General features: G+C 44.2%; 17 protein-coding genes. 16 read left to right on the top strand and 1 reads right to left on the bottom strand.

Translation table 11 applies throughout. From position 1 onward, the window contains the following. Positions 1-478: 478 nt before the first annotated feature. From thrS to glnA, 12 genes are all read left to right on the top strand, one after another. Positions 479-2,419 (top strand): threonine--tRNA ligase, encoded by a 1,941-nt coding sequence (thrS, locus tag MHH49_RS01565; RefSeq protein WP_036684469.1) that lies wholly within the window; start codon positions 479-481, stop codon positions 2,417-2,419. Positions 2,420-2,804: 385 nt separating this feature from the next. After that, positions 2,805-3,404, top strand: a complete 600-nt coding sequence (locus tag MHH49_RS01560) for a 3D domain-containing protein (protein ID WP_170914212.1) — start codon at positions 2,805-2,807, stop codon at positions 3,402-3,404. A gap of 146 nt (positions 3,405-3,550) precedes the next feature. After that, positions 3,551-3,694 (top strand): hypothetical protein, encoded by a 144-nt coding sequence (locus MHH49_RS01555; RefSeq protein ID WP_156113077.1) that lies wholly within the window; start codon positions 3,551-3,553, stop codon positions 3,692-3,694. A 239-nt stretch (positions 3,695-3,933) separates the two neighbouring features. Then, positions 3,934-5,007, top strand: a complete 1,074-nt coding sequence (liaF, locus tag MHH49_RS01550) for a cell wall-active antibiotics response protein LiaF (protein WP_036684468.1) — start codon at positions 3,934-3,936, stop codon at positions 5,005-5,007. Continuing rightward, complete coding sequence (locus MHH49_RS01545; protein WP_036684466.1) at positions 5,008-6,084, top strand: HAMP domain-containing sensor histidine kinase; 1,077 nt, start codon at positions 5,008-5,010, stop codon at positions 6,082-6,084. It abuts the gene before it with no gap. A 3-nt stretch (positions 6,085-6,087) separates the two neighbouring features. After that, on the top strand, positions 6,088-6,741 hold the full coding sequence (locus MHH49_RS01540; RefSeq protein WP_036684464.1) for a response regulator: 654 nt from the start codon (positions 6,088-6,090) through the stop codon (positions 6,739-6,741). Between the two features lie 237 nt (positions 6,742-6,978). Continuing rightward, complete coding sequence (locus MHH49_RS01535) at positions 6,979-8,655, top strand: S1C family serine protease (protein ID WP_339811343.1); 1,677 nt, start codon at positions 6,979-6,981, stop codon at positions 8,653-8,655. Between the two features lie 105 nt (positions 8,656-8,760). Then, positions 8,761-9,450: a response regulator transcription factor gene (locus tag MHH49_RS01530; protein WP_036684461.1), complete on the top strand. Its 690-nt coding sequence runs from the start codon at positions 8,761-8,763 to the stop codon at positions 9,448-9,450. 1 nt (position 9,451) lies between these two features. After that, positions 9,452-10,900, top strand: coding sequence for a sensor histidine kinase (locus tag MHH49_RS01525; protein ID WP_036684459.1), 1,449 nt, complete (start codon positions 9,452-9,454; stop codon positions 10,898-10,900). Between the two features lie 59 nt (positions 10,901-10,959). Continuing rightward, positions 10,960-11,916 carry a 4-hydroxy-3-methylbut-2-enyl diphosphate reductase gene (locus tag MHH49_RS01520; RefSeq protein WP_036684457.1) on the top strand — a complete coding sequence of 319 codons (957 nt, stop codon included), beginning with the start codon at positions 10,960-10,962 and terminating at the stop codon, positions 11,914-11,916. A gap of 264 nt (positions 11,917-12,180) precedes the next feature. Further along, positions 12,181-13,227 (top strand): 3-deoxy-7-phosphoheptulonate synthase, encoded by a 1,047-nt coding sequence (gene aroF, locus MHH49_RS01515; RefSeq protein ID WP_036684456.1) that lies wholly within the window; start codon positions 12,181-12,183, stop codon positions 13,225-13,227. A 283-nt stretch (positions 13,228-13,510) separates the two neighbouring features. Continuing rightward, positions 13,511-14,935 (top strand): type I glutamate--ammonia ligase, encoded by a 1,425-nt coding sequence (glnA, locus tag MHH49_RS01510; protein WP_036684454.1) that lies wholly within the window; start codon positions 13,511-13,513, stop codon positions 14,933-14,935. Positions 14,936-15,657: 722 nt separating this feature from the next. Here glnA and MHH49_RS01505 read toward each other — a convergent pair. Continuing rightward, positions 15,658-16,692 carry a LacI family DNA-binding transcriptional regulator gene (locus tag MHH49_RS01505; RefSeq protein WP_036684452.1) on the bottom strand — a complete coding sequence of 345 codons (1,035 nt, stop codon included), beginning with the start codon at positions 16,690-16,692 and terminating at the stop codon, positions 15,658-15,660. A gap of 376 nt (positions 16,693-17,068) precedes the next feature. Here MHH49_RS01505 and MHH49_RS01500 point away from each other — a divergent pair, with 376 nt between their 5' ends. The 4 genes from MHH49_RS01500 (at position 17,069) to MHH49_RS01485 (ending at position 23,063) form a co-directional block, all read left to right on the top strand. After that, entirely contained in the window at positions 17,069-18,439 is a 1,371-nt protein-coding gene (locus MHH49_RS01500) for an ABC transporter substrate-binding protein (RefSeq protein WP_076316697.1), read from the top strand. A gap of 126 nt (positions 18,440-18,565) precedes the next feature. Beyond that, positions 18,566-19,459, top strand: a complete 894-nt coding sequence (locus MHH49_RS01495; protein ID WP_036684449.1) for a carbohydrate ABC transporter permease — start codon at positions 18,566-18,568, stop codon at positions 19,457-19,459. After that, a complete protein-coding gene (locus tag MHH49_RS01490) occupies positions 19,459-20,295 on the top strand; it encodes a carbohydrate ABC transporter permease (RefSeq protein WP_036684447.1) in 837 nt (278 codons plus the stop codon). The genes MHH49_RS01495 and MHH49_RS01490 overlap by 1 nt, the downstream gene beginning before the upstream one ends. A gap of 29 nt (positions 20,296-20,324) precedes the next feature. Next, entirely contained in the window at positions 20,325-23,063 is a 2,739-nt protein-coding gene (locus MHH49_RS01485) for a GH36-type glycosyl hydrolase domain-containing protein (RefSeq protein ID WP_036684445.1), read from the top strand. Positions 23,064-23,134: the final 71 nt, after the last annotated feature.

Raw genomic sequence — 23,134 nt, 5'->3', positions numbered from 1 at the left:
TATTGGCTGCCAGAACAGTCCTTATGTGTGTCTTCTGCCTGAGTTTCTATCATTTTGGACCCTTTTCTGACTTGACTGTCAGAGAGGACAGATTTATAATTACTCCATAATTCACGTTAACAGCATTGACGAAGATATGAGTTGATTGTTCTGGACCGTTCAGAGAGAGGAAACTTAGGCTGAAATTTCCTCCGGCATCCTGCTTTCGATTTACCCCTTTGTAGCTGCCTTTTTGAACTCCCTGCAATGGGATAGTAAGAACTGCCGGTTCATGGTCGTTACTCCATGCTTACGAAGGATTCTATCTTCACTCCGCTTGAGGTTTCAAGGGAGGCTAGAGAGAATCGAATTTGGGTGGAACCACGGGTGTAATCGCTCGTCCCTTTGCGGGACGGGCGTTTTTTTGTGTGCGTGGATATTATTGTTCCGCAAAGGTTAAAGGGCCGTTAGGCTTAATTATATGAAGGAGGAATTAGCAATGTCAGTAAGTATTAAGCTTCCGGACGGTTCTGTCCGTGAATACGCAGAGGGTAGCAGTATTGATGATGTAGCAGCTTCTATTAGCAGTGGCCTGCGCAAAAATGCAGCAGCGGGGAAAATGAACGGTATCGTTGTAGATTTATCTACTCCCCTTGAAGAGGGCGCACTGGTAGAGATCGTAACTTTGGATTCACCTGAAGGTCTGGAGGTTATGCGTCACAGTACAGCTCACTTGATGGCTCAAGCGGTCAGACGTTTGTTCGGAACAAAAGAAGTTAAGCTTGGTGTAGGTCCGGTCATTGAAGATGGCTTCTACTACGATATGGATCTGGAACATCCTCTAAATCCTGAAGATTTGCTCAAAATCGAAAAGGAAATGGACCGCATAATTTCGGAGAACCTGCCGATCGTGCGCAAAGAAGTTAGCCGCAAGGAAGCACTTGAAATTTTCGGTGAGCTAGGTGATCCTTACAAGCTGGAATTGATCGAGGCATTGCCTGAAGATAGCGTGATTTCTATCTATGAACAAGGTGAATTCTTCGATCTATGCCGCGGACCGCATGTGCCGTCGACTGCCAAGATCAAAGTCTTTAAATTGATGAATGTAGCTGGTGCTTACTGGCGAGGCGACAGCAAGAATAAGATGCTTCAACGCGTATACGGCACAGCTTGGATTAAAAAAGCTCAGCTTGATGAGCATCTTCGCCTGCTTGAAGAAGCGAAGAAACGCGACCACCGGAAGCTTGGTAAAGAGCTTGAAATCTTTACATTTAATCAATTGGTAGGACAAGGCTTGCCAATCTGGTTGCCTAAGGGTGCCAAATTGCGCAGTATTCTGGAGCGTTATATCGTAGATCTGGAAGCAAGTCTTGGCTATCAGCATGTATACACACCAGTTCTGGGTAATGTTGAACTGTACAAAACTTCAGGACACTGGGAGCACTATCAAGAGGATATGTTCCCTAAGATGACTATCGACAATGAAGAATTTGTTCTTCGTCCAATGAACTGCCCGCATCACATGATGATTTATAAGAGCTCGATGCACAGCTACCGTGATCTGCCGATCCGTATTGCTGAGCTTGGTATCCAGCACCGTTATGAAATGTCAGGCGCATTGACTGGCTTACACCGTGTACGTTCGATGACTCTTAATGACTCCCATATTTTCTGCCGTCTGGATCAAATTAAAGGCGAGTTCATTCGTGTAATCGAATTGATTAAACAGGTATACAGTGACTTTGGTATTAATGACTACCGTTTCCGGTTGTCCTATCGTGATCCTAAGGATACAGAGAAATATTATGCGAATGACGAAATGTGGGAAACTGCACAGCGGATGTTGCGTGAGGTAGTAGAGGAAGCAGGACTGCCGTTCTACGAAGCAGAAGGCGAAGCTGCATTCTATGGTCCTAAACTTGATGTGCAAATTAAAACTGTATTAGGTAAAGAAGAGACTCTGTCTACTGTACAAATCGACTTCTTGCTGCCTGAACGTTTTGAACTGGAATATATCGGTGATGATGGTCAAAAACACCGTCCAGTCGTTCTGCACCGCGGAATCTTGGGTACTATGGAACGTTTCGTTGCCTTCCTGTTAGAGAACTTTGCGGGCTCGCTGCCGCTTTGGTTATCTCCACAGCAGGTTAAAGTAATTCCTGTATCGACAGCGTTCGACGATTATGCCAAGGAAGTTACAGACAAGCTGCGTCGCCGTGGTATCTCTGCTGAGGCAGATCTTCGCAATGAGAAGCTGGGTTATAAGATCCGCGAAGCTCAGCTTGAGAAACTGCCATACATGTTCGTAGTTGGCGAGAATGAGATGAACGCTCAGACGGTCTCCATCCGTAAACGCGGGGAAGGCGACATTGGAGCTAAGCCGCTTCAAGAAGTGATTGAGCTCTTGTCTCAGGAAATTGCTGATCGTGTGATTTCCTAATTTCTTGTAATTAACAACACCAAAATTACGTCTAAATAAGACCTCTGTTATATGCCCATGAGGATCAACTTCTGATCTTCATGTATAAAATTTTGTGAATCGGGAAACCTTCGCTAATAAGGGGGAGGTTTATCACATGAACAAAATGGGCATATTTCAGAGGTTTTGGTGTCTTTTTGTCACCATCGTTTTGCTATTGACCGCTGCTGGAATCATTCCAGAATCTAAGCAACAGGCAGTAGGGGCCATTGGGACAGGAGACACTTTACAGCACACGGGTATTAACAAAACGCTATCGAACGAGTTGCAATATACCAAGGCTAATTCTGTGTTTATGAGAACCACAGATGATAAGGTCGTTCTTGCGACTGGCCGCGCCACACTAATGTCAAACGAGGCGCATTCCGTCGCACCTGTATTACCTGCAACAACAAAAAATAAACCAGCAGCGACAAAGGCACCGCAGAGCACCAAAGCTCCAACCACTAAAACAAATGGTGGCAGCGGATCTTCAAAACAGTTACCAAATTCTATTCCTGTAGCCGCTCCCGCGGAAGACCAGATTATTACTTCAATGAAAGTAATGGCGACTGGCTATACTGCGGGTTATGAATCTACAGGTAAGACATCTAAGCATCCCGAATATGGAATCACTTATTCAGGTGTAAAAGTGCGCAGAGATAAGAATACAGTCTCAACCATTGCTGCTGACCCTAAGGTTTTGCCGCTGGGTAGTATTCTTTATATACCGGGCTATGGATACGCCATAGTTGCTGATACGGGCTCGGCTATTAAAGGGCGGAAGATTGATCTGTATTTTGCTACTACGAAACAGGTGTATAAGGAATGGGGCAAAAAATCGGTTGTAGTTCAACTCATTAAGCGTGGTAACGGGACTTGCACGGAAGTCATGCTGAAGAAGCTGAGCCAAGCGATTGAGACTTACAAAGCAGTGCCGCAATCCCTACTCGAAGAATCCATTTAATGGGATTGAACTTATTTTCACTTGGTCATGCATAATAGTGACATCACCTTGCCATAATACGGACTGGGGCAAAGCAATTGCCTCTTCCGAGATGTTCTCTTAGTAAGCATATTCTATGCTGCATAAGAGAAAAGGAGGTGAATTCCGTGGCCAATAACAAGAAATCTAAAGTACAAGAAAATTACAAAACACCAAATGAAAAATACAATGCTGAGTTTGCTGTTGAGAATGACGGCGCTACTAAGCAAAGTGGAAATACTTCTAAACCAGCTCAGAAACCGCAACAATAATGCGCTAACTGAAGCAGAAGACTGCTGAAAAAAAGAGACTGTCCAAATCAGTTAATTACTGAGGGACAGTCTTTTTTCATATATAATGAAGTAAATAGAATTTTATCCCATTCATCTCAGTCTAGAGACTGAGGGGAAGTTCCTTCTCTCGCCGCTGTTTCTCAGCACTTCATTCCTGTAGACTAAGGCTATAAGATTGAAGAAGAGAGCGTTCCACTACTTTAAAGGGGAAATGAGTCATGAAAAGAAGGTTCACCAGCCAGGTTTTAGGCGGCCTGATCCTGATAGGGATTGGAGCTATGTTTCTACTGAGACAATTGGGTTACACTGATTTCAGCTTAGGTTACCTGATTTCGAATTATTGGCCGGTTATCTTGATCCTAATGGGAATGAAACGGCTTTTAGGTACAGGGGAGGAGCAATCAAAAGGTTCTTCACCTATCGGCGGCTTTTTCTTTCTGGCGATCGGAGTGTTTTTCCTTGGACGGAATTTAGATTGGTTTGATATTTCGGCCGGGGATTTTTTCAAAATGTTCATTCCAGTCATGTTGATTGGCGGCGGACTTTATGTGATTTTTAAACCACGCGGTTCAGTACCACCTGTGCCACCAGCTCCACCGTCACCACCAGATCACTTTCCTTCAGGAAAAAGCTCACTAGATGTGGAGCCGCCCAAACCGCTGGATTCCACACTTGATGAACAATTTGAGCAAAAATTCGGCAAGGCTTCTGGTCAACGCGACTGGAAGGACTATCTTCAAAAAGATGAAGAAGACGATGAGGACGAAACAGGATCTTATAAGTCCGGCGCTGAAGCACGTTGGCAAGAGAAGCAGGAACGACACGAGCGCAGACGTCAGGAACGTCATGAGCGTCATGCTCGTAGACATGGTGAATGGCATGAGGAATTCCATGAATCAAATAATCAAAAGGAATCGACCAATCGCTCTGCTTTTATCGGAGATGTCCACATGGGGCGCGAGCATTTCCAACTGAAGAACACGAATATCTCGCAGTTTATCGGCGATACCGTACTGGATCTGACGAATGCACAAATTGCTTATGGCGAAACGAGGATTAATATTTCCGCTTTTATAGGCGACATTAAAGTGTACATTCCGAATGATATGGATCTTGGCATCTCGGTGAACAGCAGTTCTTTTATCGGGGATATGGAAGTTCTGGATCAGTCTCGCAGTGGGTTTATGAGCAGTGTACAGTGCAAGACTCCTTATTATAAAGAAGCAGGCAAAAAAGTCCGTATAAATGTAAGTGCATTTATAGGTGACATTAAAGTTAAAACGGTGGGTTAGATGGGGACAATCTTCAGTAATACCAAATGGTTGCTGTTGTTTTACTTTTTGCTCACTGGAGCGGTAAGCGCTGGATTGATGTATGCAGGCACTTGCCTTGGTTATATCGAAGTGAAGGATTATCGGATGTGGCTGTACTTATGTCTCGGGATTGTGTTGTTCACTGTAGTTATCGGCTACATGGCAGGCCAGCGGATTCAGCGCCGGATTGATCATCTGGATCTGAATATGCTGCAGGTAGCCAAAGGAAATCTGTCCGTACGGATGCCAGAAAGTGACGATCAGTCTTTTGCCCGAGTGTATCACGAGTTTAATGTCATGATGGATACGGTTGAGAATAAGATGCAGCTTCTACAGCGATTGGGTGAACAAGAGGTTATTGAGAAGGAACAGGCAGCGGAGAGTGCGGTGTTGGAGGAAAGAAGGCGTATGGCCCGGGATCTGCATGATACGGTGAGCCAACAGCTTTTTGCCATCCATATGTCCGCTTCTTCGCTGCCTAAAGTTCTGAAGGTCAATGAAGCTCAAGGTCAAATGGTCATGGACCAGTTGATTACAATGTCTCAGATGGCACAAAAACAAATGAGAGCATTAATTGCACAACTGCGTCCAGTGGAGCTGGAAGGTCGAAATCTGTTCGAGGCGCTGGAAAAATGGTTTCCCGATTATTGTCGCCAGAATGGCTTAAAAGGAATGAAGGAGCTCGAACTTCAGGGCGAGTTATCGGAAGCGATCGAACATCAGCTGTTCCTAATTATTCAAGAGGCGATGGCGAATATTGTGAAGCATGCTGAAGCTAGACTGGTCAGCCTATCACTGCGTGAAGGATCAAGACAAGTTGTGCTGAGTATTAGTGATGACGGTCAAGGTTTTGAACATGTGCAGCAAAAACAAGGCTCCTACGGTCTCACCACCATGCGCGAACGCGCGGAGAAACTGGGTGGGCAAGTGGAGATTATTAGCCGCAAGGGTGCGGGAACGACGATCCGTGTACATATTCCTAAGTTTGTTCAAGGGAACCCAGAATTAGAGCAGAATAGATCGTTAGGAACAGATACACAGGACGAGGAGGAGTAGAGCATGAGTGTCATAAAAGTGTTGCTCGTAGATGATCATGATATGGTACGGATGGGCCTCAAAACTTATCTAATGCTGGAGCCTACATTCGAGGTCATCGGTGAGGCGGCGAATGGACAAGAGGCGCTGGAGATGCTGCGTGCTGGTGGACATGAAGGTCTGCCTGACCTCGTGCTGATGGATTTGATGATGCCTGTGATGAATGGTGCCGAGACCACAAGAGCAGTGCTGGCTGAATTTCCTGGCCTCAAAATCGTGATCCTCACCAGCTTTCTGGAGGATGATCTTGTTGTAGATGCTATAGAGGCTGGTGCTGTCAGCTACGTGCTCAAAACAGTGTCGGCAGAAGAGTTAATCTACGCACTGCAAGGGGCTTACCGCGGCATGCCCGTCATGACGGGTGATGTGTCACAGGCGCTGACCCGTGGTATACGCCAGCGCACCGTGCAAGGTGATTCCTCCGGTTTAACAGAGCGTGAGAAGGAAGTCCTGCTGCTTATAGCTGAGGGCAAGACCAATAAGGATATCGGTGAGGAGCTGCATATCAGCATCAAGACAGTGAAGACGCATGTCAGCAATCTGTTGATGAAATGCGAGCTTGATGACCGTACCCAGTTGGCTATTTACGCTCATCGAAAGGGCTGGGCTCAGGGGTAGGACTTGTAGACTAAGGTGCATTACTATTTGAAATGGTTTTAGAAGCTCGGGCCGCGACCTTTTTCGCGCCCGAGCTTCTTTTTTCTGCTTCCCTGTATAATCTCCTCCCATTTGCCTATATCTTTTATCTGCGCTTAAATTGTTTTTAATGTGACCTTAAGGTTTAAAGTACAAAATAAGAATATGAAAACAAATTAATCCTTGTCACGGCGACAGGAAGCAGGAGGAAAGATAAACATGGACGATAACAAAAACAACTTCAATCGCGACAATGGACCAGCACCAGATCGGGAATGGGACAATAATAACAATAGCAGCAATAATAATACTTCATCTGAAACAGGATCATCATCCTACTACTATTCTTACGGACCTTTTAAATCTTTGAACAAAGATGAGAATAACGCTGACGGAGGCGCGCAGCACTACAATCGGATGGAGCCAGAACGGGTCGAGGTTACACCTCCACAGCCTGTAAAGCCCTTACCATATAACACATCACTTCGTACCACTGGCTATGATGGCAATGGTGGTGGCCGCGGAGGAAATGGCGGTGGCGGTTCTGAAGGTGGCGGCGGCTGGCAATATAATAAAAAACCAAAAAGCTCGTTAAAAACAGTGCTGGTATCATTCCTAGCCGGTATGGTCGTTCTCTCGGGCTCAATGTATATGGCAGACAGAGGTAACTGGTTTACGGGAGATACAGCTACAACGGTTGCTACTAGCTCCGGAACGAATGGAACGGCGAAGACAACGGGCGAGAGTGCAGGTGTTGCGCCTTCTACTTCTACTACATCCTTGGTGACTGGATCTCGTGATGTGACAGGTGTTGTTGATGCAGTGGGACCAGCAGTCGTTAAGATTGAGACATTAGTGAAAACTAATTCGCGTAATGGAAGCTCATCCAGCCCGAATCTGAGTGATCCCTTCTCACAATTTTTCTTCGGGGATCAATACAGTGGAAATGGTTCTTCACAAAATGAACAGGATTCCAAATCAGGATCGGATTCTTCATCACAGCTTATCCCTTATGGAATTGGAACAGGCTTCATTTATGAGAAATCCGGCTATATTTTGACCAACCAGCACGTAATTGACAATGCTGATGTAATCCAAGTAACCGTCGATGGCGTAACCAAGCCTTATGAAGCGAAGCTGCTAGGTTCTAGCAAAGATCTGGATTTGGCTGTGCTTAAAATTGAAGGAGATAGTGATTTCCCTACCGTAGCACTTGGAGATTCGGATAGCATAAAGGTAGGTTCAGAAGTGGTTGCTATCGGTAACCCACAAGGCTTCGACCATACTGTAACTTCCGGTGTTCTTAGTGCAAAAGGACGCAGTATTGATATTAACGAAGAAGATGGCAGTGGAACTCGTAATTACAAAAATCTGCTGCAAACCGATGCTTCTATCAACCCGGGTAACTCAGGTGGGCCGTTGCTCAACATGAATGGACAGGTAATCGGGATGAACGTAGCCGTCAGCACGGATTCTCAAGGTATTGGTTTCGCAATCGCTGTGAATACGATTAAAGAAGTCGTAGATAAACTGGAAGCCAACCAAGCCATTCCGAAAGAGCCGGTACCTTTCATTGGTGCAACTCTTATGACGATTACAGATGAGGTTGCTAAGCAAATGGGTACGGATATTAAAGAAGGTTCTGTGGTTGCAGATATCATCTATAAATCCCCAGCGTATACCGCTGATCTGCGCCCTTACGATATCATTACCGGTGCGAATGGAACGAAGTATTCAACCAACCAAGATCTGATTACCTTCATTCAAACGTTAAAAGTTGGTGATAAAGTAACATTAAATGTTGTGCGCGACGGTAAAACCATGGATCTTTCAGTTACCATCGGTAACAAAAATGATTTTGATACAACGACTACACAACAAAGTCAGCAGCAATAATACCGGACGGTAAGTCACACGGAAGGGGCGACCCTTCCGTTTTTGTCTAATTGTGATGTAAACTGCTACAATATATAAAAAGAACTGAACAATGGGGGCTGCTTGATGCGACCGAATATTCTAATTATTGATGATGACGAAAAGATTATTTCTATGCTGCGTAGAGGTTTAGCTTTTGAAGGTTACGATGTGAAAACAGCGGTGAATGGAGCGGATGGATTACGGGCAATCTTGAGCAGTGATCCGGATGTGGTAATTTTGGATGTAATGATGCCTCAGGTGGATGGCTTTGAAGTATGTCGCCGCCTGCGGGAAGGGGGCAGTAATGTTCCTGTTCTCATGCTTACCGCGAAGGATGAAATTGAGCACCGTGTAAAAGGGCTTGATCTGGGTGCGGACGATTATCTGGTTAAACCTTTTGCCTTGGAAGAACTGCTTGCACGTGTACGTGCGCTGCTTCGGCGTAAGAGTGAGCAAAGTGAAGGTGGAGAGCAAGCGGTTTCTTATGAAGATATTACGCTGGATGTGGATTCACGTGAGGTTACCCGTGCCGGTAAAAGACTGGAGCTAACAGCGAAGGAGTTTGAGCTGCTTCATCTTTTTATGCAAAATCCGAAACGTGTGCTTTCACGGGATCTGATCATGGATAAAATATGGGGTTATGATTATAGCGGTGAATCTAATGTGCTTGAGGTATACATAGCTATGCTACGTCAAAAGACGGAGGAGCATGGCGGTAAACGCCTCATTCAAACGATCCGGGGTGCCGGTTACATTCTAAGAGGTGACAACTAACATGTCTATAAGATTGCGGCTGACTGCTTGGTATTCAGGGATTTTGGCCGTTATGCTGCTGGCCTTATCAGCCGCAATTTACGGTTTTGTTTATTTTAATACTTATGGGGACTTGAAGAATCGCCTCCAGGTGCAAGCTGAGCAGACCATTCCATTTTTCAGTATCAATTTATACAGCGGTGAACTAATGATGGATGGGGTCAGAACTCCTGAGAATTCTAATACGTATACACAGATCTATGTTTATGATACTAAGGTTATGCAGCGAACGACAAACATGAGAAATGGTAATCTTGCATTTGATTATCCCGAGCGGGATAAAATTGTACAGGGATTTCGTAATGTTGTAATTGAAGGCAATCAATTTCTGATTTATGAACGGCCAATTCTATTGGAAAATTATAAAAATAATCCTGCTGCTGTGTTACAAGTGGCTACCTATGTAGGTGAACAGAATAAGCTCTTGGAGCGTTTAAAAACTATCCTGCTCGTAGGTTCTTTTGCTACCCTGATCGCGGCATTTACCTTCGGCTTGTTCCTAGCGCGCAAATCCATGAGTCCAATCGGCAAAGTAATTGAAGCTGCGAATGGGATTCAGACGGGGAATGATTTAAGCTCGCGTATTGAATACGATGGGCCGCCAGACGAGATAGGAAGACTTATTGAGACCGTTAACAGTATGCTTGGGCGTATGGAAGGATTCTACACAGAGCTGGAGGATTCGTATGCGGCTCAGCGCCGTTTCGTTTCAGATGCTTCACACGAGCTTCGGACACCGCTCACTACGATTCGCGGAAATATTGATCTGCTGCAAAAGGTTTGGGAGATGGAACCCGGAGAAGGGAAGATGAGTGAAGCTGAGATTCGCCAGCTATCGCTTGAATCGGTGCAGGATATCGCAGACGAGTCTAAGCGTATGAGCCGCTTGGTAGCGGATATGCTCTCGCTCGCGCGTGCGGATACTGGACGTACTTTTGATATAGAGCCCGTGGCACTGGAACCGATGATGAATGAGATTGCGCGCCGCGCCTCTTTCCTGCCGCGTCAAGCCGAGTGGGTTACAGGTGATATGTCAGTCTTAAACGGCAAATATATAGTTGGGAATAAAGATTATCTACAGCAAATGCTCTTTATTTTTATTGATAATGCCTTTAAGTACACGCCTTCTGGCATCGTGAGTTTGGATACCCTTTTCTATCAGAATCAGGTTGGTATTCGGATCACTGATACAGGTATTGGTATGGATAAAGATGAGGTTCCATATATCTTCGATCGTTTCTATCGTGCGGATGAATCGCGTGGAATTACGGAAGGGATTGGGCTTGGTCTATCCATTGCTAAGTGGATTATTGACGAGCATGGTGGGTCTGTGGAGGTTGTTACACGCCAAGGTGAGGGTACTACTTTTGTCATCTGGTTGCCGCTTCTCTTTGCTCCGCCGCTGGAATAGGGTATAATTTAGAAGTGTCCTATTACAGAGGTCAATGAAAGCAGAAAGCTGGTGAACTCATGGAAGTCATTAAAATCTCTCCCCGGGGATATTGTTACGGAGTTGTCGATGCAATGGTTATGGCACGGCAGGCTGCGCAAAATCTCGATCTTCCCCGGCCGATTTATATACTGGGTATGATTGTTCATAACAGTCATGTCACGAATTCGTTCGAAGATGATGGCATTATTACTTTGGACGGACATAATCGTCTGGATATTCTGGATAAAGTGGATAGTGGGACTGTTATATTCACTGCACACGGGGTTTCTCCTGAGGTGCGCAAGATGGCAAGGGACAAGGGTCTGACTACGGTCGACGCCACCTGTCCTGATGTCACGAAGACCCACGATCTTATTCAGGAAAAAGTAGATGATGGTTATGAGGTCATTTATATCGGCAAAAAAGGCCATCCGGAACCAGAGGGTGCTGTGGGTATTGCCCCTGAGCATGTGCATCTGATTGAAAAAGAAGATGAGATTGCTACGTTATCCATCCCTTCTTCACGTATCGTCATTACGAATCAGACTACTATGAGCCAGTGGGATATTAAACATATCATGAAAAAGCTTCTGGAGACCTTCCCAGGTGCTGAAGTGCATAATGAGATATGTATGGCTACCCAGGTACGTCAAGAGGCTGTAGCGGAACAAGCAGGGCAATGTGATCTGGTGATTGTTGTCGGTGATCCGCGAAGCAACAACTCTAATCGTCTGGCACAGGTGTCGGAAGAAATCGCTGGGGTTCCTGCCCATCGTATTTCTGATGTGTCTGAACTCCAAACAGAATGGTTAGAGGGTGTGAATATCGTCGGGGTCACTTCTGGCGCATCCACACCTACACCTATCACCAAAGAAGTGATTAACTACTTAGATCAGTATGATTCGGCTAATCCGGAGACGTGGGAGATTAAACGTACTGTGAATATGGCGAAGCTGCTGCCACCGGTTAAGAATAAGAGTGCAAGTACTACTTAATGTAATGGGCTAGGCTCGAACTTATATATTATGAACGCTGCAACAAGAGCGCTTAACTTCGTCAGTCGAGGTTAAGTGCTCTTTTTTATCGAAAGAACGCTTCCAGCATAGGAATCTAGAATATAGATTGACTATAATCGCTTTTTGAGGTAGAATTGCTTTAGTGATTAAAAGCATAAAAGCTTAAAAGCGAACACGCGTCGTAGCGCGATAGTATCTAGCGGAATTATTATAAATTTTAAGTGTAGAGAGGGAGTTATAAATATGATCGTCATTACATCAAATCAAACACCGGAAGAGCAGGTTAAAGATATAATTGCCGTAATCGAAAAAGAAGGTTTGCAGGTGCATCTCTCCAGAGGAGCAGATCACACGGTGATAGGTTTAGTGGGAGGCGTCACTCCTAAGCTCGCCGAGCATTTGCGGCAAATGAAGGGTGTAGAGAACGTCGTGAAGATCTCCAAATCCTACAAGCTGGCCAGCCGGGATTTCCATCCTGAGGATACGATTATTGATATCAAGGGTGTGAAGATTGGTGGAGAAAACCTGGTGATCATGGGCGGACCTTGCGCCGTTGAGTCTCCAGAGCAGATTGATGAGATCGCCCGGCTTGTTAAAGCGTCTGGTGCTCAGGTACTTCGTGGAGGCGCGTTTAAGCCCCGCACAGGACCGTACAGCTTCCAAGGCGTAGGTGTGGAAGGTTTGACTATGATGGCTGAAGCAGGAAAGCGTCATGGCCTGTTGACGATTACAGAGGTTATGACACCGGAGTATGTTGATATCTGTGCGGAGCATGCGGATATTCTGCAGGTGGGTACACGGAATATGCAGAACTTTGATTTGCTGCGCAAGCTGGGTACCTGTGGCAGACCTGTTCTTCTAAAACGTGGCTTCAGTGCGACCTATGATGAGTTGCTCAATGCAGCGGAGTACATTTTGGCAGGCGGTAATAAGGATGTAATGCTCTGTGAGCGCGGTATTCGCACATTTGAGACCTACACTCGTAACACACTGGATCTATCGGCTATTCCAGTTCTACAAAGCTTAAGCCATCTTCCAGTAATCTCTGACCCAAGTCACGGAACCGGTCGTCGTGAGTTAGTTGAGCCTATGGCCAAAGCTTCTGTTGCTGCTGGTGCAAACGGGCTAATTATCGAAATGCACACAGATCCGGACAATTCCATGACAGGTGATGGTGTTCAATCGTTATTCCCTGATCAGTTTGATAACCTGCTTAAAGATCTGGAAAAGCTGGCTCCAATTGTTGGACGTAAGTTTTCTACTTCGCCAGAAACGGTTTCGGCGCTATAAAATTCAATCTAAGAGCTTCCTCGGAAGCCCTCTTAACCCGCGACCTAGTGGGAAAAGAGGGTTTTTTTGGAGTTGAATAAAATAAATGTGACATGAAAATATGCGAAAATAACAGATTTCACGAAAGCGTTAGAATATCTTACATTGCTGAAAGAAATACCTGACATAAGCATTGACGATGTTAGGTATGAGATTTATAATTACGACAGCAAAAAAAATTAAAACAAGAACATTTGCATACTGTGAGCGGCCTAATGTTCGGAACTTGGGGGAGGAAAAATTCATGTCGGTTGAAAAAGTGTTGCAAACAATTAAAGAGAACAATATCGAGTGGGTAGATTTTCGATTCGTAGATTTAGGTGGTCGTGCCCACCACATCTCTCTGCCAGCTTCTGAAGTGGAAGATGAAACTTTTGTAAATGGGGTAGCATTCGACGGTTCTTCCATCAAAGGTTTCCGTGGTATTGAAGAATCAGACATGGTTATGATGCCTGATCCGAATAGTGTGTTCATAGATCCGTTTACAGCTCATCCAACGCTGAACGTGATGTGCGACATTTTCACTCCTGATGGCGAACGTTATGAGCGCGATCCTCGCGGTATTGCTGTGAAAGCAGAAGAATTCCTGCAAAAAAGCGGAGTAGGTACATCTGCATTCTTCGCACCTGAATCAGAATTCTTTATCTTTGACGATGTTCGTTACGAAAGTGGCATGAACAGATCCTCATTCTTCGTAGATTCTGAAGAAGCGGCTTGGAATACGGGTCGTAAAGAAGAGGGCGGCAACTTGGCATTTAAAGTTGGCGTTAAAGGTGGATATGTTCCTGTAGCACCAGTTGACTCCCAACAGGATATCCGTAGTGAGATGTGCCGTCTGCTTGCTGAAGTTGGACTACGCATTGAACGTCATCACCATGAAGTAGCCACTGCAGGTCAAGCGGAAATTAACTTCCGTTTTGATACCTTGAAGAAAACTGCTGATAATCTCATGACTTATAAATATATTGTACAAAACACTGCACGTCAGTATGGCAAGGTAGCGACCTTCATGCCAAAACCGCTGTTCGGAGATAACGGTAGCGGAATGCACGTGCATCAATCCATCTTTGACGGAGACACTCCTTTGTTCTACGAAAAAGGCGCTTATGCTAACTTGAGCGAAATGGCTCTTCATTATATCGGTGGTATTTTGTACCATGCACCAGCATTGATCGCTTTGACTAACCCAAGCACCAACTCCTTTAAACGTCTGGTTCCTGGCTATGAAGCACCGGTTAACTTGGTTTACTCCAAAGGAAATCGTTCTGCAGCAGTTCGTATCCCAGTAGCAGCTGTGACACCAAAAGGCTGTCGTATCGAATTCCGCACACCGGATTCCACAGCTAACCCTTACTTGGCATTCTCCGCAATGCTGATGGCAGGTCTGGACGGAATTAAGAACAAGATTAACCCGCAAGAACTGGGTTATGGTCCTCTGGATAAGAACATCTATGAATTGTCTGATGCAGATAAAGAAAAAATCCGCAGCGTTCCAGGCAGCCTGAGCGAAGCGCTTGATTCTTTGGAAGCTGATTACGAGTTCCTAACAGAAGGCGACGTATTTACTAAGGACTTCATCGATAACTATATTGCTCTGAAACGTTCTGAAGCACAAGAGGTTGCGATTCGTGTTCATCCACATGAATACGCCCTGTACTTCGACCTATAAGATTCCTGCTATTATAATCTTTATAATAAAAGAAGCTGTCTCAAAAGTAGAGAATTCTACTTGGGGCAGCTTCTTTTTTTGTGAATCAGGAAAAGTAATGGATTTTACTGTGCCCTATGACTATATGCTACGCGTAGTGTTCTAAGCTATGAGTAGTGTTCCATGCTATGAGTAGTGATCTATGTTATGAGTAGTGTTCCATGCTATGAGTAGTGTTCCATGCTATTGGGGTGGTTGGCGGGTGACTGCTATGTGTGATTTCCGTTCGGCTTGCAGTATATGATTTGTGGTATCTGTGACGCTGGACTATGTACGGTGAGCGATATGCGTTCTGTGTTTATGTGATGTACAAAGTGGATTTAAACTAATTAGGGAAAAACTCCCTAAAAATAGCCGATATTTGCTCTAAATGAACGAAATCAGGGAATTCCTCCCTAATAATCAGGGTGATTTCTTTATTAGTTACTGAATAGGCCAAAATTCAGGGAAGTTTTCCCTAATTATAAGTCCGATGAACAGAAATCTCTGATTTTTAGGGAGAAATTCCCCAATTATTCTATAAGTGCTTCACTTATTGCATCATCCGGAGCAACACTAGGTGCGCCCATAGAATCCATTTGGACATTAAGTAGTGTTAAGAACATAAAAGAGGCTGTCACCAAGCCATAAAATGGCTGCTTGGGACAGCCCCTTTTTGCTATTCGTGTATTCTCCGAGAAAGGCTACACTAGCCCCCGTTCAGGAGCGCCGCAGGACTCTCTAATGATAAGCTCTGGTTCTACGCTGAAAGAACTCGTACCTGATTGGTTGTTTATTAGATCATACAGCATTAGTGCTGCTAGGCGACCGATCTTATCTTTATTTTGGCGGATGGTAGTCAATAGGGGTGTTGTATAATTGCAGGCCTCAATATCATCACAGCCAATAATTGCAACAGTTTCAGGAACAGCGATAGAAGCCTCTTTAAGGGCACGCATCGCTCCTATAGCAAGCTGATCGGACGCTGCGAAGATCGCTCTAGGTAAATTTCCATTCTCAATCATTCTACGCATCGTCTCATACCCACTAGCCTCAAAGAAGTTACTTCCGTTTAAGAACCAACTCTCGTTAATAGGCAGCCCCAAATCTTCAAGAGCTTTGCGATAACCACTTTCGCGCATATTGGAGATGTCTGAATCTGAGGAGCTGCCAATGTAGCCAAGCTCACGATAGCCCAGTAAATAAAAGTGTTCTACCACTTTGGAGGACATTTTGAAATTATCCGACATGATAAAGCCAGAGTTGTCACCCGTTAGTTTTAAATCTACGCCGATACATGGAATAGCACTGTTGTCTAATTCGCTGATAGAGGTTTCTAGCTCCTGTCCGGATAGAAGCACACACCCATCTACATTAAAATGCTGACAACGGGCAAGATAATCGTTAGTATCGCCACTTTGGAATTTTTCATTGGAAAAAAAGATAAGGTCGTAACCTAGTAGTCCCATTTGTTTTTTAAATGAATTTAGCACCTCGATGAAAAAAGGGTGGGTAAAGTCGACATTCAGCATTCCGGCAAAAATCACTCCGATTAGATTGGATGATTTCGTAGCCAATGTTTTAGCTGAATTGGAGGGGGTATATCCAGTTTCTTTTATAATTTGTTGAACCCTTGTCTTGGTATCTTCCGAAATATCACTGTAGTTATTAATGATTTTGGATACTGTCGAAACAGAAACTCCAGCAATTTTCGCTATATCTTTGATGCTGTAGGCCAAATTAAGTCCCCCTTATAGTGAAAAATGTTCCGTAATATATGTTTAAAATCTACTCAAGGCTATTTTTTTATGACTTGAATTTATGATTTACGAAATAGTTTCGTTACTTATTTTATAGTTCAATAAGATTATAGTCAATGGAATGTTTACTCTTAAACTAGGATTATGCTTGATATTAAAGGTTTTTTTGAATGATTGGTTCAAAAAACGTTCAAAAATGAACAATGAAAAAAGACTTTACAAAGACAAATAACGATGTAATAATGAAAACACCGAAACCGCTTTCTGTGATATCATCCTTACTGTTTCGTGATTTTCAGAAATTAGCATGTGGTTTCGTTAAAGGGTCATAACAAATTATCTGGGGGGTAACAAAATGGTAAAGAAGCTTTCTGCGGTATTGTTGAGCTCAGCGCTAGTGCTCTCATTAGCAGCATGTGGAAGCGGCAATAACAACGCGAATGGTGAGGCTACTCCGGGCAGCGGAACAAACAAGCCTGCATCTGGTGATAAGAAAGTGATTAAGATCTTACACTGGAAACAAGAGAATATTAACAAGGTCATTACAGAAATTAATAAAAAGTTTGAAGAAAAATATCCGGAATACAAAGTAGAGTACACAACCACTGGTCCGGATGATGAATTCAAACAAGCACAAAGAGCAAGAATTACAGCTGGTGACGTAGATGTACTTGCCGATCTATCCGGTATGAGATTGTCTCCGAAAGATTGGACACCAGGTGCGAAAGTGCCAGACTGGCAACAATGGATTGATTCCGGGCTGATTGCTGATCTGAGCGGCGAAGCTTTCGTTAAAAACTACAATGCGAATGATATTGCTAAAGCCGGCACTTATAAAGATAAAGTGTATGCAATCCCAACCGGTAAAGTAGCGATGTCAGGATTCTTCTATAATAAAGAAATTTTTGAACAAAACGGGCTGACTGTACCTACAACTTGGACAGAGTTCATTAGTGTTCTAGATACATTGAAAGCTAAGAGTATTGCTCCAATCGTAGTGGCTGGTAAGGATGTATGGCCATTGAAATTGCCAGTGTTCGGTTTGCAAGCCAAGATTCTGGGTGGCGGCAACCAACAACAATGGATTGAAGGGGTTTGGAAGGGAACTTCGGCGTTTAACGATGCTGAGGCTGTAGAAGTATTGGAGAAAATGAAGACGCTTCAAGATAACTACATCATCGACGGTTTCTTGGGTATCGACTATGCAACAGCACCTTCGTTTTTCGCAACAGGAAAAGCAGCTATGATTGCTGACGGAACTTGGGATGCTCCTACGATCGCGGCAGCAAATCCAGATGTGAAATTTGGTTACTTCCCAATCCCAGCTACAGAAGATGCTGCTAAGAATAATTCTCTTGTCGGTAAATACGATGTAACTTGGTATGCAGCAGAAAAAGGCCCGAACAAAGAAGGCGCTTTGAAATGGCTGGAATTCTTCTCTGAACCAGAAAACTACACAGAATATGTTAAAGCAGCTGGATTCTTGCCTACACAAGACAATATTGCCACTGAAAGTGACTTTATTGACAAAGAACTTGCTCCATACATGACTGGAGATTTCGAACTTGCTTATGAAATTATGATGATTAACCGTGATAACGTTGGTGAGCACATTGCAGCTGAAGGCGTTCACACTGAATATTTGGCACCAGGTGGCGAGTTTAAAACCGCTAAAGAGCTTGCAGATGTACAACAAAAAGAATGGGAAGCAGCAGCACCTAAATAAGTAGCTATCCCGATAAATAAAAAGAATCTACAACATACTGTACACCAAACATGTTTTACAACTTCGGGGTCTGTTTTGTGCAGGCCCCGATCATTTTATTGAATTAGGATTGGGTAGGTGAGAGAAATGTATCCGTTCGGGAAAGGTATTAAACGATATATACCGCTTCTGCTGCTAATGATTCCATTATCATTGTATGTAATTTTCTATTTTGGCCCATCTATGATGACGGTTATCTATTCATTTACAGATATCACTAACGTTCCTGGAAGCAAGATGAGTTTTGTAGGCCTTGACAATTATTATGATGTATTTTACTCAGGAAATTCAGGCGAGCGTTGGGATTCCATTATACGTACTATTTATTTCATGGTCATTGTAACCATTGTACAGAACGGTGTCGGTCTGCTTATGGCCGTAGTTATCAATCAGAAGCTGAAAGGCGATTATTTCTATCGCGCGGTATTCTTTTTACCGGTTGTGCTTGGTGTAGCGGTAGTTGCACTGGTATGGGGCATGATGTTCGATCCGCTGAGTGGTCCGGTTAACCAACTGTATGATTCTTTGTTCGGTTATAAAGATATGTTCTTTGGAAGCTTCACTCATGCGTTCGGTTATATTATATTTACGCAAATTTGGATGTATATGGGTTATTCGATGTTGATTTTCCTTGCGGGACTACAATCCGTACCGAAAGATTTGTATGAGGCTGGATATATAGACGGAACTACGAAGTGGCAATCTTTTAAAAATATCACATTCCCACTTATCGCTCCATCCTTTACGATTAACATTATTTTGTCTATTATCGGTGCGATGTCCACCTTTGATATTATTCTCGCAACTACGGACGGTCGCTTTAACACAAGAACGATGGCATATGACGTTTATAAAGAGACGTTCCGTGGTTCTCTACAGATGGGACTTCCTTCCGCGCTTTCCGTGGTTCAATTCCTTATGATTCTGGTGTTTGTAGTATTTGCAGTGAAACAAATGCGTAAGAGAGAGGTGGAATATTAATGAAGGATTCCAAAACCGCCAAAACTCTCTCTTATATTCTGATTGCAGTGTTGCTTGTTTTATATATCATGCCGTTGTTATTTGTAATCAATATTTCATTCAAGTCCTTTACAGAATATCTGTTAGATCCTATCGGTCTCGTAAAAAGTATTCAATGGGATAATTATAAAGAAGCTTGGCTACAGGGTAATTTCTCTAATTATTTCTTAAACAGTCTGCTGTATACAGCTGTGGCAACAGTGCTGACCCTAATTGTTTCGTTATTCGGGGCCTTCCCGGTGGCGAGAAATTATGTGAAGTGGAGCGGATTTATTTATTTGTTCTTCTTAATGTCTCAGTTCCTGCCGAATCCAATGGTCGCACAGTTCAAGCTGATGCTTACCATGAAACAGGAGCTAGGATTTGTAGGTTATGACACGAAGCTGGGTTACATTCTCCTTAAAACAGGCGGAACGGGTATCGTGTTCATGATGTTTGTAGGTTACATCAAAGGAATTAGCCGGGAGATGGATGAAGCAGCAGGTATGGATGGCGCTGGATATATGCGTTATTTGTTCCAGATCATCATGCCACTTATGAAACCAGTAATTGCTACAGGTGTTATTCTAACAGCAATTAGTATCTGGAATGACTTCGTGGGGCCGGTCATGTATTTACCGAGTCCAGAAAACTATCCAATCACCTTCGGGCTTAAAGAATTCCGCGGTCAATACGGGAACAACTGGCCTATGTTGGCGTGCGGGATCATGATCGTATCTGCACCGCTTATCATCCTATACACCTTCATTCAAAAGTATATCGTTGACGGTGCATTGGCAGGTGCGGTTAAAGCTTAAGTAGTTGTGTAAATGAGAGGATGGAGAGAATGGATCGTAATAAAATTCATGGCTTCGAATTCACCGGAAATGATGGGGAATTCAGGCTTCAGCAACCGGATCGCAGCAGTTTTCTATATTTCCCTCTAGTGAATGAAGGGGGAATGATGTCGACGGTAACTCCAAAACTTCATGGTCAGGTTACCACAGGTCATAATACATTTTTGACACCGCCATTATCTGTTGAAGATTTGCATAATTCGCGGGCTTCCCGTAACTTCTGGGTATACGTAGAAGGCAAGGGAGCTTGGTCGGCAGTGGGGAACTCCGCTAAGCAAAATGCCGATTTCTATACATCGTCTACTGATGAAGCAGTACTAGAGGCTGGTTTCCTGTGGCAACGCGTAACGCGTTGTAACGCAGAGATGGGTGTTAAAGCTGAAATCACCAGCTTTGTGCCAAGCGGTAATGATAAGGTCGAACTAATGAAGGTTACGTTGACGAATACAATAGCAGAGGTTATTACGCTGACACCGACAGCGGTAGTTCCGATCTACGCGCGTTCGGCAGATGATCTGCGCGATCATAGACATGTAACCTCTTTGCTTAACCGGATCTATACTTCACCTTATGGTGTTGAGGTTCAGCCTGCGCTCTCCTTTGATGAGCGGGGACACCGCATCAATCACACTTCTTATGGAGTATTTGGTGCAGAGGGTGACGGCAATCAACCTGCTGGTTTCTTTCCAGTGCAGGAGGAGTTCATTGGAGAAGGTGGAAGTCTGGATTGGCCAGAAGCTGTTATCCTGAACAACACGCCGGAGATTGGCAAGGGTGGAGGTGTACAAAGAGAGGGATATGAGGCTATCGGGGGTCTTCGTTACGAGGCGCTTAATCTGTCTCCTGGTGACAGCCATTCTTATATAGTAGTTATGGCGATCCATAATGAGAGAATTGACGTGGATGCCTTGATGAACAAATATGGTACATCTGAAGCTTTTGATCATTTGCTTGAGGAAACTAAAGCCTTCTGGGCAGATAAAGTGAATATGGTAGAATTTCATACCGGTGATTCAGATGCTGACCAATGGATGAAATGGGTTACGATTCAACCCGTGCTGAGAAGACTTTATGGTAACTCCTTCTTGCCTTATCATGATTATGGAAGAGGCGGACGTGGCTGGCGGGATCTTTGGCAGGATTGTCTAGCACTCCTTATTATGGAACCGGCTGAAGTACGCAGCTTACTGCTGAACAACTACGCCGGGGTAAGAATAGATGGTAGTAATGCCACTATTATCGGTCAACAGCCTGGTGAATTTATTGCCGACCGTAACAACATCCCGCGGGTGTGGATGGATCATGGAGCTTGGCCGTTCTTAACGACTATGTTATATCTGGATCAGAGTGGTGATCTTGATTTCTTATTGCAGGAACAGACGTATTTCCGCGATACCTTTATGAGTCGCTGTAAGGAACGCGATAATTCATGGGATACCTCGCTGGGAAGTGATCTCAGAACTACTTCTGGTGAGGTTTATAAAGGTACGATTCTGGAGCATATCCTGCTGCAAAATCTGGTTCCGTTCTTTAATGTTGGAGAGCACAATAATATCCTGCTGGAGGGCGCAGACTGGAATGATGGTCTTGATATGGGCGCAGACCGGGGTGAGAGTGTAGCTTTCACAGCATTCTACGCAAGTAACTTATTGGATATTTCTCGTGTGCTACGTACGCTAAAGACTTCTAAAGGGCAAGAGACAGTTGAATTGGCAGAAGAAATGAAACTATTGCTAGATTCGCTTGGTGAGCAAGTGGATTATGAATCTGTATCAGGCAAGCATGAAAGACTTAATCAATATTATGCTGCCGCTCCGAACAAAGTCAGCGGTATTCGTGTAGGACTCGACATAGAGACAGTAGCGGACGATCTGGAACAAAAAGCAGAGTGGATCTTTAATCACTTGCGCCGCAATGAGTGGGTGGAAAGTGAACACGGTGGAGGCTGGTTTAACGGTTATTATAATAATGATGGGGAACAAGTGGAAGGGGAATTCGCAGAAGGCGTTCGAATGACGCTTACGGGTCAAGTATTCCCGCTGATGGGCCATGCAGCTGCACCAGAGCAAATTCCGCATATCATTGCCGCCGTGGATCGTAATCTACTGGATGACAAAATTGGGTACAGACTTAATTCCCGTTTCGGAGGGATCCAGCAGAATCTGGGTCGTGCCTTTGGCTTTGCCTTTGGACATAAAGAGAACGGTGCTATGTTCAGTCACATGACCATCATGTATGGCAATGCATTGTATAAACGCGGATATGTGAAAGAAGGACATAAAGTATTAGAATCTCTGTATAGCTTAAGTACTGACTTTGCAAAAGCCCGCATATACCCAGGAATTCCTGAGTATATTAACGAGCAAGGCAGAGGGATGTATACGTATTTAACAGGATCAGCAAGCTGGCTGCTGTTAACTATGGTTACTGAAGTATTTGGTGTAAAAGGTAAGCTAGGTGATCTTTTGTTGCAACCGAAGCTTGTTAAAGAGCAGTTTGATTCCGAGGGAAAAGCCTCTATTAAGACAATCTTCGCGGATCGCGAGTTTGAAGTGGTCTATAAAGCCACAGGAAGCTTAAACTACGGGGAGTACCAAATACACTCTGTTACCCTGAATGGCAGCGAGGTGACGCTGCAGCGCGGCTCAGGAAGTGCGATTATTCCGCGTGAAGAGTTGCTCTCTCTGCAGACAGAGAAATGCCACTTGATTGAAGTGACATTGGCGTAGCTTTATACGATATTTTAAGACGTCTGCACCGTTATTCATAGCGGCTGCAGACGTTTTTTTCAATAATGAAT

The sequence above is a fragment of the Paenibacillus sp. FSL F4-0122 genome (assembly GCF_038002845.1).
In the GTDB taxonomy this organism is placed as follows: domain Bacteria; phylum Bacillota; class Bacilli; order Paenibacillales; family Paenibacillaceae; genus Paenibacillus_AQ; species Paenibacillus_AQ odorifer.
The sequence above is the reverse complement of the archived record's forward strand: the minus strand, read 5'-3'. Positions and strand labels throughout refer to the sequence as shown.